Raw genomic sequence first — 15708 nt, 5'->3', positions numbered from 1 at the left:
GGCTCCAGGCTGAGTCTTGCGTCATGGTAGCGAGTGCCGCGCACGGCAACGTTGAGCCACGTCAAGGAAAGCCCGTTACCGGCAACGACACACACATAACAGGAGGGCGTGAGTTGGACACGCAATGGCCAGAGGAAAAAGTCGTCAACCAGCAGGCGCTGGCTGAAGCGGTCGCCGAGCAGACCGAAGGCTGTTTTTGGCGGGAGGGGCTGGGGCCGCTCAGACTCTATGGCCAGGCAAGCCACGGCTGCCTGCTGCTCGCTCATGGAGCCGGTGCCGGGCATCGTTCAGCCTTTATGCAGCAGTTTGCCAGTGCGCTCGCGCAAAAGGGCCTGCAGGTGATTACCTTTGATCTGAGCTATATGCAGCAAATGCAGGCGACCGGCAAACGCCGACCACCGCCCGCCATCGAACGGAGCGTTGCTGAACTGGCGCGTTGGTATGCCTGCTTGGCACCGCTAACGATCAAGCCACTGTGGCTGGGAGGTAAATCCATGGGTGGTCGTGCGGTGAGCATGCTGGCAAGCGAGCAGTCTTGCCCTGGGCTGGTGATCGCTGGCTACCCCTTTCACCCGCCCAAAGCGCCCGACAGACTGCGCCTGGCGCACTGGCCGAAGGTACAGGTGCCGGCGCTGATACTCCAGGGCGAGCGTGACCCGCTGGGGAGTCGAGATGAAGTGGCGGGGTATGTGCTGCCGGATACCGCCCACGTGACCTGGCTGACCGATGGCGATCACGACTTCAAACCTCGCCGGGCATCGGGGCTTGATCAGACGATTTTGATTGACGAGGCAGCGGCTCATGGGGCATCCTTCGTGCGCGCTCAATCGCCGCAGTGAGGCGTCTGGAAGTATGCGGTTAAAACTGTCTGTATAGACACAGTGTTTGGAACCGTATTTAGGCTCAGTATTTAGATACAGTACTTAGATAAAGTATTTAGATACAGTCTGTTGACTTCCTTCACGTCTACTGTAGAATGCAGCGCCACGTGACCAGCGGGTGGTTAGCTCAGTTGGGAGAGCACCAGCCTTACAAGCTGGGGGTCACTGGTTCGAACCCAGTACCACCCACCATCTCATGATGGCCTGGAAACGTTGCAGTAAGGAAAGCATTTAGCGATAGCATTACGATACAGCGGACCGGTAGTTCAGTTGGTTAGAATGCCGGCCTGTCACGCCGGAGGTCGCGAGTTCGAGTCTCGTCCGGTCCGCCATCGTCGTTTTATTCGTCTGTTTTCCATGTTTTGTCGTATGTGGACCGGTAGTTCAGTTGGTTAGAATGCCGGCCTGTCACGCCGGAGGTCGCGAGTTCGAGTCTCGTCCGGTCCGCCACGATAAACACGTATTAAAGCTTAATTGGCTATGCCAATGACCTGGGTGGTTAGCTCAGTTGGGAGAGCACCAGCCTTACAAGCTGGGGGTCACTGGTTCGAACCCAGTACCACCCACCATTTGAAACGCTCAGCGTACTCAAATGGCGATGACGCAATACCCTGCCAGATATCAGTGTGATACAGCGGACCGGTAGTTCAGTTGGTTAGAATGCCGGCCTGTCACGCCGGAGGTCGCGAGTTCGAGTCTCGTCCGGTCCGCCATTACGCAGCTTTTATCTTCAGCAGCCAAGATAATCGGTTCTATACCGAACGAATTTAAAAAACCCCGGATCAATGATCCGGGGTTTTTCGTATGCGCTTGATACCGTTGTACTTTATACAGTCGCTAACTCAGGCAATCGCGCCCACGCCCGCTTTGGCGACCTGCACGTCCTGGTCCGGTTTGACGCCGGAAATACCCACCGAGCCGACCACCTGACCGTCGACGATAATCGGTACGCCGCCAGAGAGCAGCCCCTGTAGCGGTGCGGACACAAAGGCGGTACGGCCGCCGTTGATCATCTCTTCAAAGACCTGGGTCTCTTTACGACCCACTGCCGCGCTGCGTGCTTTCTGGGTGGCAACGTCGGCGCTGAACGGCGGCGCGCCGTCCAGGCGGCGTAAGGCAAGCAGGTGACCGCCATCGTCGGCGACGGCAATGGTCACTGCCCAGCCGTTGCTGTCGGCTTCTTTTTGGGCCGCATCAAGTACGCCAATGACGTCCGCTTGGGTTAAGATTGCTTTGGTTTGCATCAGGTTGTCCTTTTGTAGGTTGGCAGTTAAGAAATGCCCGGGCCATTCGTCTGGCGCGGGCTGATGTATCGGGGTCAGTGTAGCGCAGCGTCGACGATTTCCACCCAGTGGCGAACCGGGGTGCGGTTGGCACCAGCCAGGTGGGTTTGACAGCCGATGTTGGCGGTGACAATCATTTCCGGATTGCCCGCCTCTAGGGCGTTGAGTTTATTGTCGCGCAGTTGGGTTGCCAGTTCAGGCTGGGTGATCGAGTAGGTGCCCGCCGAGCCGCAGCATAGATGGGCATCCTGCACCGGGGTGAGCGCAAAGCCAAGCTTGGTCAGCACGCCTTCGACGGCGCCGCTGAGCTTCTGGGCATGCTGCAGTGTGCAAGGGCAGTGAAACGCCAGCCGCTGGCTTGCCTGAACATCCAATGACTCGAGCGGTTCGTCGCGCAATACTTCCACAATGTCTTTGGCCAGTGCACTGACCCTGTCGGCTTTTTGTGCATAGTCAGGGTCGTCCTTGAGCATTTCGCCGTACTCCTTGACGAAGGCGCCGCAGCCGCTGGCCGTTTGCACGATGGCCTCGGCGCCTTGCTCGATATACGGCCACCAGGCATCGATATTGGCCCGCACACGGGCAAGGCCGTCTTGTTGGGCATTGAGGTGGAAGTCAATCGCACCGCAGCAGCCCACCTCGGATACCGGCGTCACGCTGATGCCTAGGCGGTCCAGGATCCGCGCGGTAGCGGCATTGGTGTTGGGCGATAATCCCGGCTGCACGCAGCCTTCCAGCATCAGTACCTGACGGTTGTGCTGGGTGCTGGGCCGCTGACCCGCATCGACCGGCGCGCCCGGCATCTTGCTGCGCAGCTTGCCGGGTACCAGCGGTTTGAAGGTCTGGCCCAGCGCCAGCAGTGCTTTGAAGCGCTGCGGGTCGACCAGCATTTTGCGAAGCGCATAGCGCTGCGCCCGCTCGGCAGCCGGTCGCGGCACACGGCGCTCAATTTCGGCCCGGCCGATGTTGAGCAGCTTGTGATACTCCACGCCAGACGGGCAGGTGGTTTCACAGTTAAGGCAGGTGAGGCAGCGGTCGAGGTGCAGGCGGGTTTCTTCGGTGACCTGATCGTCGTCATCACGACTCTCAAGCAGTTCCTTCATTAAGTAGATGCGCCCGCGGGGGCCGTCGCGCTCATCGCCCAGCAACTGATAGGTAGGGCAGGTGGCGTTACAGAAGCCGCAGTGCACACAGGTGCGCAGCACACGGTCGGCTTCCTGGATGTGCGGCTTCTCAAGGTCGGCATCGGTAAACTGCGTTTGCATGTCAGCTCTCCTGATTAAAACGCCGCATAGAGACGTCCCGGGTTAAAAATACCGTGGGCGTCCAGTTCCGCTTTCAAATTGCGATGGTACTTTTCCACCACGCTTGGCAACGGCGTAAAGGGGCTCTGCGCGCCACCTTGCGCATGGGGGGTATAGCAGGTGGCGTGGCCACCGGCAGTGCGGCAGGCGTCGCGCAGCGTATCGGCATCCAGTGATGTCTTCACCCAGCGCTGGCTACCGCCCCAGTCATAGAGCATATCAGCGTCGGGAATACCCAACGCCAGGGGCGGCGTGTTGGGCGGCAGTGACAGCCGCCACAGCGCCTGGCCTTCGCTGAGCGTGAAAAACGCATGCTGATGGTCGCGCAACTGCTGCCAGAAGCTGGCATCAAGGTCGTCACCCCCCAGGCGTTCACGCGTGGCTTTTACCGAGCTATGCCCCCCTTCAAGACGAATGAAGAGCTCGTTGTGGTGCCAGGCAGCAGCCGTGATCGGCAGTGGCTGACGGCCAAGCTCGGCGAGCTTTTTCAGCGCATCGTCAATACCCATGGACAAGCGCAAGCTGTGGCTGGCGCTGGGTAGCGGCAGTACCTTGAAGGAAATATCGGCCAGCACGCCCAGCGTGCCTTGTGCGCCTGCCATCAAGCGTGAGAGGTCGTAACCGGCGACGTTCTTCATTACCTCGCCGCCAAAGCGCAACAGTTTGCCTTCCTGAGTAATGATCCGCGTGCCGAGCACGAAATCGCGAGCGGCGCCCGCCCAGGGGCGGCGTGGGCCAGAAAGCCCAGTGGCGACAGCGCCGCCAATGGTGCTGGCCTCGCCAAAGGCGGGCGGCTCGAAGGCGAGCATTTGGTGGTTCTTGGCCAACTCGGCATCTAGCGCGCTTAACCGGGTACCGGCGCGCACGGTGACCACGAGTTCAACCGGGTCATAGTCGACAATACCGCTATGACCGGCAAGGTTGAGCGCCTGGCCTTCGACCGGGCGGCCGTAAAAGGCACGGGTGTCGCCGCCAATAATGCGCAGCGGTGTGCGAGAGGCGTGGGCTTCGCGGACCTGTTCGCACAGTGCCTTGGCGATGTCGCCATCCGCAGTGTGAGTCACGGTGTTAGTCATGGTCTTTCCTGGTCAGGTCTTTCCTGTTCAAAGGCTTGCCTGGTGCATCAGAAGCGTGGCAGTTCAGGATGCGATAGTTCGTTATTATGGACGTGCATCGCGCCGAACTCGGCGCAGCGCGCCAGGGTAGGAATATTTTTCCCCGGATTGAGCAACCGCAGCGGATCAAAGGCCGCTTTCAAGGCATGAAAAACGCTCAGTTCGTCGGGCTGAAACTGGCTGCACATCTGGTTGATCTTTTCCCGGCCTACGCCGTGCTCGCCGGTAATCGACCCGCCAGCCGCCACGCACAGCTCGAGGATCTTGCCGCCGACATCTTCGGCAAGCGCCAGCTGACCTTCCTTGTTGGCATCAAACAGAATCAGCGGGTGCATGTTGCCGTCACCGGCGTGGAACACGTTGGCGACCGGCAGGCCGCTTTCTTCGGAGAGCGCGGCGATGCCTTTGAGCACGCGGGGCAGCTCGCGGCGCGGAATGGTACCGTCCATGCAGTAATAGTCGGGTGACATCCGGCCAACTGCGGGGAAGGCATTCTTGCGGCCCGCCCAGAACTTGGCGCGTTCGGCCTCATCGCGGGCCAGTTGAATATCGGTCGCTCCGGCGGCGGTCAGTACCTGGCGCACGGTATCGCAGTCGTCGTCCACATCGGCTTCCACGCCGTCGAGTTCGCACAGCAGTATGGCCTCGGCGTCCAGCGGGTAGCCCGCCTTGACGAAGTCCTCGGCGGCCTTGATGGCCAACTTGTCCATCATTTCCAGGCCGCCGGGAATAATGCCCGCGGCAATGATATCGCCCACCGCGCGGCCCGCTTTTTCAACGTCGTCGAAGCTTGCCATCAAGACCTTGGCGGTTTCCGGCTTGGGCAATAGTTTGACGGTGATCTCGGTGACGACCCCAAGCATGCCTTCAGAACCGTTCATCAGTGCAAGCAGATCAAAGCCCGGTGCATCGAGCGCCTCGGAGCCCAGCGTCATGCGTTCGCCTTCGATGGTCAGTATGTCGACGCGCATCACGTTGTGAACGGTCAGGCCGTACTTCAGACAGTGAACGCCACCGGCGTTTTCTGCCACATTACCACCTATCGAGCAGGCGATTTGCGACGAGGGGTCGGGGGCGTAATACAGCCCATAGGGAGCGGCGGCTTCGGAGATCGCCAGGTTGCGTACGCCGGGTTGCACTGTGGCCAGGCGTGCCTCGGGGTCGACCTTGAGAATCTGATTGAAGCGCGACATGACCAGCAAGACGCCTCGCTCAAGAGGAAGCGCGCCGCCGGAAAGCCCGGTGCCAGCGCCGCGGGTCACCACGGGAACGCCCAGCGCATGGCAGCGTTTCAGCAAGCTTTCAACCTGTTCGAGGGTCTCCGGAAGGGCGACCAGCATCGGCAAAATACGGTAAGCCGCCAGGCCATCGCACTCAAACGGTCGGAGATCCTCTTCGCGGTGGAGTAGGGTAAGCGAAGGCACCGCTTGCTGCAGGTCGGTCAACACCTCGGTTTTATCGCGGCGAACCAGTTCGCCGTCGAGGCGCTCATCAAAGAGGATATTCATGATAGCTCCTGAAGATGAGGAGAGCGTAGGGATCATTGGCTCTATGTTATGGAAAAGATTTCCATAAATCCATCCTGGTGATGGTGGAAAGCTTTTGCATAATGTCGCCGAGGTTCCCCCCGGCGACGTTATGGGTTGCGTTTACGATCCGACGAGCGGGTCGGTAACACCCAGTACATAAAAGGCGATCAAGCCGATCAAGCCTGTGGCGACCAGGTAATAGATCGTCGGCAGGATCGTCTTACGAATGGTAGCCCCTTCGCGGCCTAATAGCCCAACGGTAGCAGAGGCAGCGACCACGTTGTGAATCGCGATCATGTTACCGGCGGCTGCCCCAACGGCTTGCAGCGCCACCATCATGGCGGTGGACAGGCCAAGGGTTTCCGCGACACTGAACTGGAACTCGGCCAGCATCAGGTTGGACACGGTGTTTGAGCCGGCGATAAAGGCGCCCATGGCACCGACGGCAGGTGCAAAGAACGGATAGATATCACCCACGCCGCTGGCAACGGCTTGTGCCATCATGACCGGCATGGACGCGATATCAGCCCCGTTAACGCCTGAGTTGATCAAAATCCTTACCATCGGCACAGTGAAAATCAACACAAAGCCCGCGCCAAAAATGGTTTTGGTGGATTCGGATATCGCCGCGCTCATCTTGCGGGCATTCATTTGGTGAATAAAGAAGGTGACGGCGACGACGGCCACGATAATACCGCCCGGCAGGTAAAGCGGCTCAATGCTGCCGTTGATGCCCTCTTCGCCAAGGATATTCGACCAACCGAAGCTTAATGATGTCAGAGCGGCTTTTAGCGGCTCAACAGTGCGCGATGCCACTAGAAAGACAGCTAACAACACGTAAGGCACCCAGCCCTTGAAGGTCGACATCGGCGCTCGCCCGACAACGTCTTCAAGCTTGATTTGCAGGTTGCCGATCCACTCGTCGGGCCATGAGGTCGACTCAGGAAAGTCCCAGGTGTCCTTGGGAAGCAAGAACCCTTTGCGTGCCGCTGGCACAACAATTGCGAGGCCCACCATCGCGCCGATCATGGACGGGAACTCCGGACCCAGGAACACGCCCACCAGCATATACGGGACCACGAAAGAAATACCCGTGAAAATGGCGAAGGGGACAATCGACAGGCCCTCTTTCCACGACTTGTTGGCACCAAAGAAGCGCACCATGACAGTGACCAGAATCAGTGGCATCAGGATGCCAACAATACCGTGGGTGATAGCCACGCCACTGGTCACTTGCTGGAAAAATATGTCCCAGGTTGAACCAGCGGCTTCCAATTCAGAGGTAATACCGGCGCGGTCAAGACCGCTGCCCACGCCAACGACAATCGGTGTGCCCACGGCGCCAAAGGAGACTGGCGTGGACTGGATCATCATGCCGACCACAACCGCCGCCAGCGCCGGGAAGCCCAAAGCAACCATCAGCGGTGCTGCCACAGCCGCGGGAGTACCAAAGCCGGAAGCCCCTTCAATAAAGCAGCCAAACAGCCAGGCAACGATCAGCGCCTGGACGCGACGGTCGGGGCTGATGCCCGAAAAGCCGTTACGGATAGCCGTGATACCGCCCGAGTGCTTAAGCGTATTAAGCAGCAGTATTGCGCCGAAAATAATCCACAATAGTCCCGCCGTTTGGATCAGCCCTTGGATAGTCGAAGCGACTATCCGCGAGAAGGACATATCCCAAGCGGTCAGGCCGATAATCGCCGCCGCTAGGAAGACGATGGGCATGGCGATCTTGGCGGGTATTTTAAAGCCAATCAGCAATATTCCCGCTAATAACAGCGGTGTGAATGCCAGAAGTGCAAGAAATGATTCATTCATGGGAAGAACTCTACTCCTTGTTATTGACCGTGTGCTCCGCAATGATGACGAGCCGAATGACGGTATCGGATGTCAGAACGAAAGATACGGCGCTACTGATAGGATGACTACTGGTGGAAAATTGGTAAGACCAATAATGATTGGTCTAAATGTCGAGCCGCGACCTAGAGTTTGTTAATTAATTAACTGTTTTTATTTGCTTTTATAGGGTTCTGTTACGCAGATATTGAGCGCTGCCCATTAGACTAATAGACAGTTCAGTTGGCCTAAGAAGAACAAGTAACGCACTGCTCATGGCTCACGCTTGCGTCATGGATAACTTGCGGCCATTGTTAGCGGGTTAAGGTGTCTAACCATTATGACCAACAGCAACAAGGAGACGATGACGGTGACAATAAAACTCTATGACCTGTGTGGCCGCGATGAGCGATTACGCTTTTCTCCCTTCTGCTGGCGAGTGCGCATGGCGCTGGCCCACAAAGGCCTTGAATTTACCACTCAGCCGTGGCGGTTTCTTGAGAAGGACGCTATCGCGTTTGCCAATCACGACAAGGTGCCGGTACTGGTGGATGGTGAGCAGGTAGTAACCGATAGCTTTGATATCATGCGCTACCTTGACGATGCCTATCCCCAGGCGCCGCTTTTTGGCCAAGGGGCCAGCTATCAGCGGGCGCGGTTCTTCAAGCATTACGTTGAACGCAGCGTCACGCCAGCGCTATTCAAGATTGTCGCGCTCGAATTGCTTGCCGCGATCCATCCCGACGACCGCGACTACTTTCGCGAGACCCGCGAGGCGCGTTTTGGCTGTACGCTGGAAGCACTTCATCAGCCCGAGCAGGGGCGTGTGCAGCTCAAGCAGGCGCTTGCCCCGGTCTATGCTCAGTTGAAGGACGCCGACTTTATCGATGGTGACACGCCAGCGGGGGCTGATTACCTGTTATTTGGCAGCATGATGTGGGCATACACCGTGTCGAATGAGCCGCTGGTTGACGCTGAAGACGAAGTGGATCAATGGTTTCGGCGCATGCTGTCCGTCCACGATGGCATTGCCAGCAAGGCTACCACGGTGCGGGATATCGCCTAGTCGAAAATTTATGTTGCACTGCACAAAATCGGCTGCTAACGTGTGGTGTAGCAGAGGCGCTGACCTTACTGATGTTTCCTTTTCAAGGCGCGCCTATGTCGTTTCTCACTTTAAGGAGATAGCGCGATGAATAAAGCCGCCGAAAAAGCCAGCCAGCAAGTCGAGTCCATCTTTGTATCGCCGATGCGTTCTTACACGCTGACAGCGCTGGACTATTACGATCAGATCGTTAGCGCACAGCTTGACGCTGTTCGTGCCTACTCGGATCTGAGCATTGCCCAAGCACGCACCTGGCTGGACGTGAAAGATGCTGACAGCTTCAAGAAAGCAATGGAAAGCCAACAGAAAGCCACCAGCGACCTGATGGAGCGCATGAAGGGGGATGGCGAAAAAGTCACTTCCATCAGCCAAAGCTTCATGAAAGACAGCCAGAAAATGGCCGAAGACACCACCAAGAAAGCGGTAGAGACGGCCAAGCAGTAAGCCTGGTCACTATCGTTTAACCGCTTGGGTTAATGACTGCGCTCTTTTTAGGGCGCAGTTTTTTTTGCTGGGCGCTGTATACAAGCGAGTGATAGACCGCCAAACCTACTGCTGATGTTCCGCGGCCCGTGCGCGAAGGCGTAGGCGGGCGATGCGGATGATTTGCTCGATGGCGGTTTTGCGCTCGGTTGCCGCGTCGTTCTCTAGGCGCTTTGTGAATGCCTCTAAAATGGCGTATCGATCCAGCCCTTTAACGGCGATCACAAAAGGAAACCCAAATGTTTCCTTGTAGTCGGCGTTAAGCTGCTCGAAGCGGGCAAACTCTTCAGGAGAGCATTGATCAAGCCCGGCCCCTGCCTGTTCGCTGGTAGAATCCTGTGTCAATTTACCTGCCATCGCGGCTTTGCCAGCGAGGTCGGGGTGTGCCTGAATCACGCGGATCTGCTGTTCGCTGCTTGCCTGCTGGAGTTGAAGGCCCATCACGTCAGCTAGGGCGTCGGGGTGGTCGTGTGCCGAGGTCAAGCCGGTTTCCCAGGCGGCCTGCGCGACCCAGGGGGAGTGCTCGTAGATATCGCCGTAATGCTCGATAAAGGCGTCTAGAGATAGCTCACTCGGGCGGGGCTGAAGGCATAATTCGGCGGCGGGTGACGACATGGGGCGCTCCGGGCTAGGCTAAGTGTGTGATGGTTCAATGTATACAATAAAACAAGCTGACGGTACTCTAAAGCTATCGACAAGTAACACAAAAGCAATAAGGAGCCACCATGGGATACCTGACGACTCACGTGCTGGATACCGCACTCGGCTGCCCCGGCCAGGGCATTGCCATCGACATACTGCGGATAAATGGCAGCGAGCGGCAGCATCTGAGCACCGTGACCACCAATCAGGATGGCCGCTGTGATGCACCGCTTCTCGAAGGTGATGCTTTTTCACCGGGCGAATACGAGTTGTGTTTTCATGCCGGAGACTATCTGCGTGCCAAGGGCGTCGACGCCGCTGAACCGCGCTTTCTCGATGTCATTCCTATCCGTTTCGGCGTGGCGGATGCCGAGCAGCACTATCACGTACCGCTATTGCTCTCGCCGTATGGCTACTCCACCTACCGTGGCAGCTAATGGCGGAGGCCTTTGATGCAAGCGTATTTTATAGACGCGGTTAATGTCCTTTTGCGCTGGCTGCACGTGATTGCGGCCATCGCCTGGATCGGTGAATCCATCTACTTCGTGATGCTGGATAACAGCCTGCGCACGCCAAAGGCAGCAGCGGACCGCGAGAAGGGGATTTTTGGCGAGATGTGGGCCGTCCATGGCGGCGGCTTCTACCATAATCAGAAGTACACTACGGCACCTGACAAACTCCCCAACGACCTGCACTGGTCGTTCTGGAAAGCCTACACCACTTGGCTCTCCGGGTTTGCCCTGTTTGTCATCCTCTACATGGTCAACCCCGGCTTCTACCTGATAAACCCCGACAGCCCGTGGCAGTGGGCGGCCAGCATGGCCGGCTGGCAGGCCAACCTGCTGGCATTGCTCTTCCTGCTTGGCGGCTGGGTGGTTTACAACGAGCTGTGCAAACGCATCAGCCCCACCATGCAGCGCGACGGCCTGCTGAGTATCGTCGTGGCGGTCATGATGGTGGTGGTCGCCTATTTAAGCACCCAGCTGTTTGGCGGGCGGGCGGCCTTCCTGCTCACCGGGGCCGTGATGGCCACCGCCATGTCGGCGAACGTGTTCTTCTGGATTATCCCCGGCCAGCGGCGCATGGTGAACGCCATGAAAGCAGGCGATGCGCCCAACCCTCTGGATGGCAAACGCGGCAAGCAGCGCTCGGTGCATAACACCTATTTCACCTTGCCCGTGGTGCTGCTGATGGTCAGCAACCACTACTCGTTTCTTTACTCCCACGAGCTGGCATGGGTGGCGATGTCATTGCTGATCTTTGCTGGCGCCGTTATTCGCCAGTTTTTCGTGCTGCTGCATGCCGGCAAACGGCAGTGGGGCTACCCGGCAGCTGGCGTGGTACTGATCCTTCTGGCGTTTTGGGTGGCAGCACCGGATTCGCGAACCGCTGATCAGCCAGATCGCGACACCCAGATCAGCGATGTCGGCGACAATCAGATAGCTGAGTTGATTGAGGAGCACTGCGTGCAGTGCCACGCCAGCAACCCCGAGCATGCCGGTTTCTCCGCGCCACCGGCCGACTACGCGTTCGATGACTGGGACGACATCCTGGCGCACAAAGCGGTCATTCAGCAGGTGGTCGAGAGTCGCTATATGCCGTTAGGCAACATGACCAAGATGAGCGATGAAGAACGCGATACCATAGCCGCCTGGGACGAGTGATCAATGAGGAGAGTCGATGAGTGATGCGCAGGCGGTTAAACGATCGGCGTCGAAAGCGGAAGGCGATGAACGCCACGAGGCGATTTATCGTGCGGTGAGCGACGCGATTGTGGAACAGCGACTGAAGCCTGGCGCACGGCTGCGCGAAGATGCCCTGGCCGATGTGTTTGGCATCAGCCGCACCGGAATTCGCAAGATATTGCAGCGCCTGGCGCTGGAGCAGTTGGTGACCCTGACGCCGCGCCGTGGGGCCAGCGTTACCCGGCCAACCGCCGATGAAGCCAAGGACGTTTTCGACGCGCGCCAGTTGATCGAGTGCGGGTTAATGCCCGACGTCGCGCGTCGGATGGGCGAAAAAGAAGCAGCAGAACTGCGCGACATGGCCAAACGCGAGCGCCAGGCGTTGCGCAACGGCGAGCAAAGTTTGGCGATACGCCTCTCGGCGGATTTTCACGTGCGCCTGGCGCAGCTTTCGGGCAATGCGACCCTCGCGGCTTTCGTGGAAAGCCTGTGTTCACGTTCATCGCTGATCCTGGCCGTCTACGGCCATCCTGGCCACTTAGGCTGCGAATCCCACGACCACGACGACCTCATCGGTTATCTGGAAGCCGGCAACGGCGAGCGCGCCAAAGCCTTCATGAGTCGCCACCTGAAAGCCATCGAAGCCTCCCTCTCGATGGTCGAAGAGGAAGAGAACGTCCCTGATTTACAGCAGATATTCGGGGGGTAAGAAGCCTTGTCGCTTAAATTGCATTGCAACGCTACCCTCAGGAAAGTCACATCAGTTTCTATCAACTCGCCATGGAAGGTGTTATCGATGTCATCCGTATTATGCACAAGTGCATGTTAAGTTCTTTATAGGTTTTCAAAGTAACCGACACTCGTGTCAGCCAGGCTCTCAGGGCCAATACATAAAACACGCCACCGGCTTTCTGCCGATGGCGCTTGGTCTCTTTAGCCGCTAACGACGGCTACCCTGTCTCAACTTGTCTTATGCTCAGCAAGGGTGGGGTCTGCCTTAAACTGCCGCATCAAGCCGTAGTAGAACAGCCCGCCGAGGCCCGCGCCCATTAACCAGCCGTAGCCATTCAGGCTTGCGAGCGCCGGTACCAACACGGTGGAAACCGAGAACAATGCTGCCACGCCAAAGGCGAGGAGCGCGCGGGTATTCCAGCCGTTGGTGTAGTAGTAGGCACCGTTGGCGTCAGAGGAAAACAGCTCCTGCATATCCAGGTGCTGGCGCTTGATCAGGTAGTAGTCGACCACGATGATGCCGTAGAAGGGCGCGACGATAGCCCCCACCGCATTCACAAAGCCGGGTACGCCAATCTGGCTGATGACCGAGACCCATAGCGCGCCGACAAAAAACGCGATGATCGCCGTAATCAAGCCACCCATCTTAAAACTCACCTTGCTGGGGAAGAGGTTGGCGAGGTCGTAGGCAGGCGGAATAAAGTTCGCCACCAGGTTGATCCCCACGGTGGCGGCGAAGAAGGTCAGGGCGGCCACGATGGTCAGCGCCAGGTTATCCACACGTTCGACAATGTCGGAAGGATTGGTCAATGCCTCGCCGAACAAGACCAGTGTGCCCGCGGTGATGATCAGCGCGATAAACGAGAAGAACGCCACGTTAAGCGGCAAGCCCAACAGGTTGCCCAGCTTCATCTGGCGTTCGGTTTTCACAAAGCGGGTAAAGTCGCCGAAGTTGATCACCACCGCCGCGAAGTAAGCCACCATAGTGCCCACAATGGCCATGAAGGCACTCACCGGATGCGTGGTGGTATCGGCTTCGCCACCGCTGAAAATCGTGTCGATCGCGGGTAACAATTCGCTGCCAGCCTTGACCCAGACGATGACCATGAGCGCGATCATGACCAGATACACCAGCGGCCCCGCCCAGTTGAGAAAGTGCTTGATACGCTCGATACCCGCCCAGAAGATCGCGATCTGGAACAGCCAGACGATGACGAACGATATCCACGCCACGCCGGATAAACCGAGGAAAGTGGCGCCGTCACCGCCGCCGAACAGCGCTGCCAACAGCAGCGTCATGGCGGTCGAAGCAAAGTAGGTTTGAACCCCGTACCAGAAAATCCCCACGATGGCGCGCAGCATCGCGGGCAGGTTGGCCCCACGCACGCCCATGCTGGCGCGCACCATCACCGGAAAGGGGATGCCGTACTTGACGCTGGGCTTGCCGGTGAGGTTGACCAGGAACATCACGATCACGCCCGCCAAAATGATGGCGGCCATGACTGCCCAGCCATTGAGGCCGTAAGTCAAGAACAGCGAAGCGGCCAGGGTGTAGCCAAACAGGCTCTGGATGTCGTTGGACCAGACGTTGAATATCTCGAACGCTCCCCAGCTGCGGTCCTGGGGTTTCAGTGGCGCGAGATCCTCGTTATACAGCGTGGGATCGATATGCTTGATATCCAGATCGCCGACGTCGTTACGCTTATTCATGGCATTAACTATTGTAGTGGCGAGTGGATTTACGAGTTAAAGCGCTGGCAGGCTGGCCAGTGCTTCATCAACAGGTAGTAAGTCAGCCCGGCGGGAATCAGGCTGGCGTACCAGGAAACGGCTGAGAACAACAGCGCCGCCACAATGCCCACGGCGGTTGCGATCAACGCAGCCGCGTTAACGCCCCGGTATGGGCCGCTAGCGTCGTAGAGCTTGTCAATATCCAGCGTGCGGCGACGAATCACGTAATAATCCACCACCAGAATGGCGAAGATCGGGCCCAGGAAAGCCGAGTAGGTTTGCACGAAAAGCTGCAGCCCTTCGGCGGACCCCGGCTGCACCAGCTTCCAGGGAAAGGTCGCGAACGCCAGCAGGCCGACGATCACGGTGGCCACGGGGAACTTGAGCTTGAAGACATCCATCAGGACGTAGGTGGGCGGGACGACATTGTTGAGCACGTTGGTCGTCACCTGGGCAAAGGCGATGAACAGCAGCGTGGTCATCAGTAACGGGGTGTTATCCACGGCGTTGGCGAAGACCTGGATAGGGTCGGCGGTGCCGGTGGCTTCCGAAACCATAAAACCAATCAGCCCCATGAACATCGTGCAGGGCAGAATCGACATGGCATACAGCGTGGTGAGCAAGCCCGGCCCCGAGCCGGTTTTATGCTCGCGGGAGTAGTCGCTGACGTTGAGCATCATGGTGCTGTAGATGCCCAGAAACAGCATGGTCGCGCCCCAGAACGGCATGCCCCAGGAGCCTTCCATGGTCAGCAGGTTTGCCGAGAGCACATCACCGTAGCGCTGAATGGTAGCGACAAACATGTAGACCAGAGACAGCAGGATGAACCCGCTCCCCAGGTTTTCCAACCACTTGATGCCCTGAAAGCCGGTCACCGAAAGAGCGATTTGCAGCAGTTGGAAGCTGATGAAATAGAACACCAGATTATCAAAACCGAACAGCGTCGCCGACACCATGTTGAGCGCACCGGCGCCAATCCAGCTTTGAAACCCGTACCACACGATCGCCGGCACCGCGCGAACCAGTCCCGGCAGTCGGGTACCCGCAAAGCCAAAGGCGCTGCGCGCCTGGACCATGAAGGGAATACCGTATTTATAGCCAGCGGCGCCGTTGAGCGCCAAGGCAATGCCTATCACAAAGCAGCCAATGGCAATGGCCAGCGTCGCCTGAACCAGGTTGAGCGTACCCACAACGCTTGACCCCATGGCGAAGGTGCCGATGGACACGCAGCCGCCAAACCAGGCCAGGAAATAAGAGGGGCGCCCCATTATTCGCGTACTTTGCGGCGCGAGCGATTCGTCGCCTATGCTTTTGCGGCCGACGCCGGGTGCGACGGTTGCTGGGTCGTCCGACGTCAGACCCGATGGTGATGCACTCATGGT

The 15708-nt window shown here is 58.2% G+C and carries 14 protein-coding genes and 5 tRNA genes; 11 read left to right on the top strand and 8 right to left on the bottom strand.

Features of this window, described 5'->3' with window-relative positions; genetic code table 11:
• Positions 1-23: 23 nt before the first annotated feature.
• The 6 genes from HXW73_RS14220 to HXW73_RS14195 all read left to right on the top strand — a co-directional run bounded on the left by HXW73_RS14220 (position 24) and on the right by HXW73_RS14195 (position 1594).
• A complete protein-coding gene (locus tag HXW73_RS14220) occupies positions 24-839 on the top strand; it encodes an alpha/beta fold hydrolase (protein WP_186253708.1) in 816 nt (271 codons plus the stop codon).
• A gap of 158 nt (positions 840-997) precedes the next feature.
• Positions 998-1073, top strand: a tRNA-Val gene (locus tag HXW73_RS14215).
• A gap of 63 nt (positions 1074-1136) precedes the next feature.
• Positions 1137-1213, top strand: a tRNA-Asp gene (locus HXW73_RS14210).
• Positions 1214-1254: 41 nt separating this feature from the next.
• A tRNA-Asp gene (locus HXW73_RS14205) sits at positions 1255-1331 on the top strand.
• 43 nt (positions 1332-1374) lie between these two features.
• Positions 1375-1450: transfer RNA gene (locus HXW73_RS14200), tRNA-Val, on the top strand.
• Positions 1451-1517: 67 nt separating this feature from the next.
• Positions 1518-1594: transfer RNA gene (locus HXW73_RS14195), tRNA-Asp, on the top strand.
• Positions 1595-1723: 129 nt separating this feature from the next.
• On the opposite strand, the gene HXW73_RS14190 is transcribed toward HXW73_RS14195, so the two are convergent.
• The 5 genes from HXW73_RS14190 to HXW73_RS14170 form a co-directional block, all read right to left on the bottom strand.
• Positions 1724-2125: a heme-binding protein gene (locus tag HXW73_RS14190; RefSeq protein WP_186253707.1), complete on the bottom strand. Its 402-nt coding sequence runs from the start codon at positions 2123-2125 to the stop codon at positions 1724-1726.
• 74 nt (positions 2126-2199) lie between these two features.
• Positions 2200-3429 carry a glycolate oxidase subunit GlcF gene (gene glcF / locus HXW73_RS14185; RefSeq protein WP_186253706.1) on the bottom strand — a complete coding sequence of 410 codons (1230 nt, stop codon included), beginning with the start codon at positions 3427-3429 and terminating at the stop codon, positions 2200-2202.
• Between the two features lie 14 nt (positions 3430-3443).
• Entirely contained in the window at positions 3444-4544 is a 1101-nt protein-coding gene (gene glcE, locus HXW73_RS14180) for a glycolate oxidase subunit GlcE (protein WP_186253705.1), read from the bottom strand.
• 47 nt (positions 4545-4591) lie between these two features.
• The gene (glcD, locus tag HXW73_RS14175) at positions 4592-6091 is read right to left on the bottom strand and encodes a glycolate oxidase subunit GlcD (protein ID WP_186253704.1); all 1500 of its coding nucleotides are present in this window, start codon (positions 6089-6091) and stop codon (positions 4592-4594) included.
• 141 nt (positions 6092-6232) lie between these two features.
• Positions 6233-7930: an L-lactate permease gene (locus HXW73_RS14170; RefSeq protein ID WP_186253703.1), complete on the bottom strand. Its 1698-nt coding sequence runs from the start codon at positions 7928-7930 to the stop codon at positions 6233-6235.
• A gap of 388 nt (positions 7931-8318) precedes the next feature.
• Here HXW73_RS14170 and HXW73_RS14165 point away from each other — a divergent pair, with 388 nt between their 5' ends.
• Together HXW73_RS14165 and HXW73_RS14160 are read left to right on the top strand one after the other, a co-directional pair.
• The gene (locus tag HXW73_RS14165) at positions 8319-9014 is read left to right on the top strand and encodes a glutathione S-transferase family protein (protein ID WP_186256039.1); all 696 of its coding nucleotides are present in this window, start codon (positions 8319-8321) and stop codon (positions 9012-9014) included.
• Positions 9015-9140: 126 nt separating this feature from the next.
• A complete protein-coding gene (locus HXW73_RS14160) occupies positions 9141-9497 on the top strand; it encodes a phasin family protein (protein WP_186253702.1) in 357 nt (118 codons plus the stop codon).
• A 105-nt stretch (positions 9498-9602) separates the two neighbouring features.
• On the opposite strand, the gene uraD is transcribed toward HXW73_RS14160, so the two are convergent.
• Positions 9603-10151, bottom strand: a complete 549-nt coding sequence (gene uraD, locus HXW73_RS14155) for a 2-oxo-4-hydroxy-4-carboxy-5-ureidoimidazoline decarboxylase (RefSeq protein WP_186253701.1) — start codon at positions 10149-10151, stop codon at positions 9603-9605.
• 110 nt (positions 10152-10261) lie between these two features.
• Between uraD and uraH the strand changes: the two genes are divergently transcribed.
• From uraH to HXW73_RS14140, 3 genes are read left to right on the top strand one after another with little or no spacing between them, the layout of a single operon-like run.
• Positions 10262-10615 carry a hydroxyisourate hydrolase gene (gene uraH, locus HXW73_RS14150; RefSeq protein WP_186253700.1) on the top strand — a complete coding sequence of 118 codons (354 nt, stop codon included), beginning with the start codon at positions 10262-10264 and terminating at the stop codon, positions 10613-10615.
• 15 nt (positions 10616-10630) lie between these two features.
• Entirely contained in the window at positions 10631-11842 is a 1212-nt protein-coding gene (locus HXW73_RS14145; RefSeq protein ID WP_186253699.1) for a urate hydroxylase PuuD, read from the top strand.
• A gap of 16 nt (positions 11843-11858) precedes the next feature.
• Entirely contained in the window at positions 11859-12572 is a 714-nt protein-coding gene (locus tag HXW73_RS14140; protein ID WP_186253698.1) for a GntR family transcriptional regulator, read from the top strand.
• A 251-nt stretch (positions 12573-12823) separates the two neighbouring features.
• Here HXW73_RS14140 and HXW73_RS14135 read toward each other — a convergent pair whose 3' ends face one another.
• Together HXW73_RS14135 and HXW73_RS14130 are read right to left on the bottom strand one after the other, a co-directional pair.
• Positions 12824-14305: an NCS1 family nucleobase:cation symporter-1 gene (locus HXW73_RS14135; RefSeq protein WP_186253697.1), complete on the bottom strand. Its 1482-nt coding sequence runs from the start codon at positions 14303-14305 to the stop codon at positions 12824-12826.
• A gap of 29 nt (positions 14306-14334) precedes the next feature.
• On the bottom strand, positions 14335-15705 hold the full coding sequence (locus HXW73_RS14130; RefSeq protein ID WP_186253696.1) for an NCS1 family transporter: 1371 nt from the start codon (positions 15703-15705) through the stop codon (positions 14335-14337).
• Positions 15706-15708: the final 3 nt, after the last annotated feature.

Source organism: Halomonas sp. SH5A2 (assembly GCF_014263395.1).
In the GTDB taxonomy this organism is placed as follows: domain Bacteria; phylum Pseudomonadota; class Gammaproteobacteria; order Pseudomonadales; family Halomonadaceae; genus Vreelandella.
This window is presented reverse-complemented; position numbering and strand designations above follow the sequence as displayed.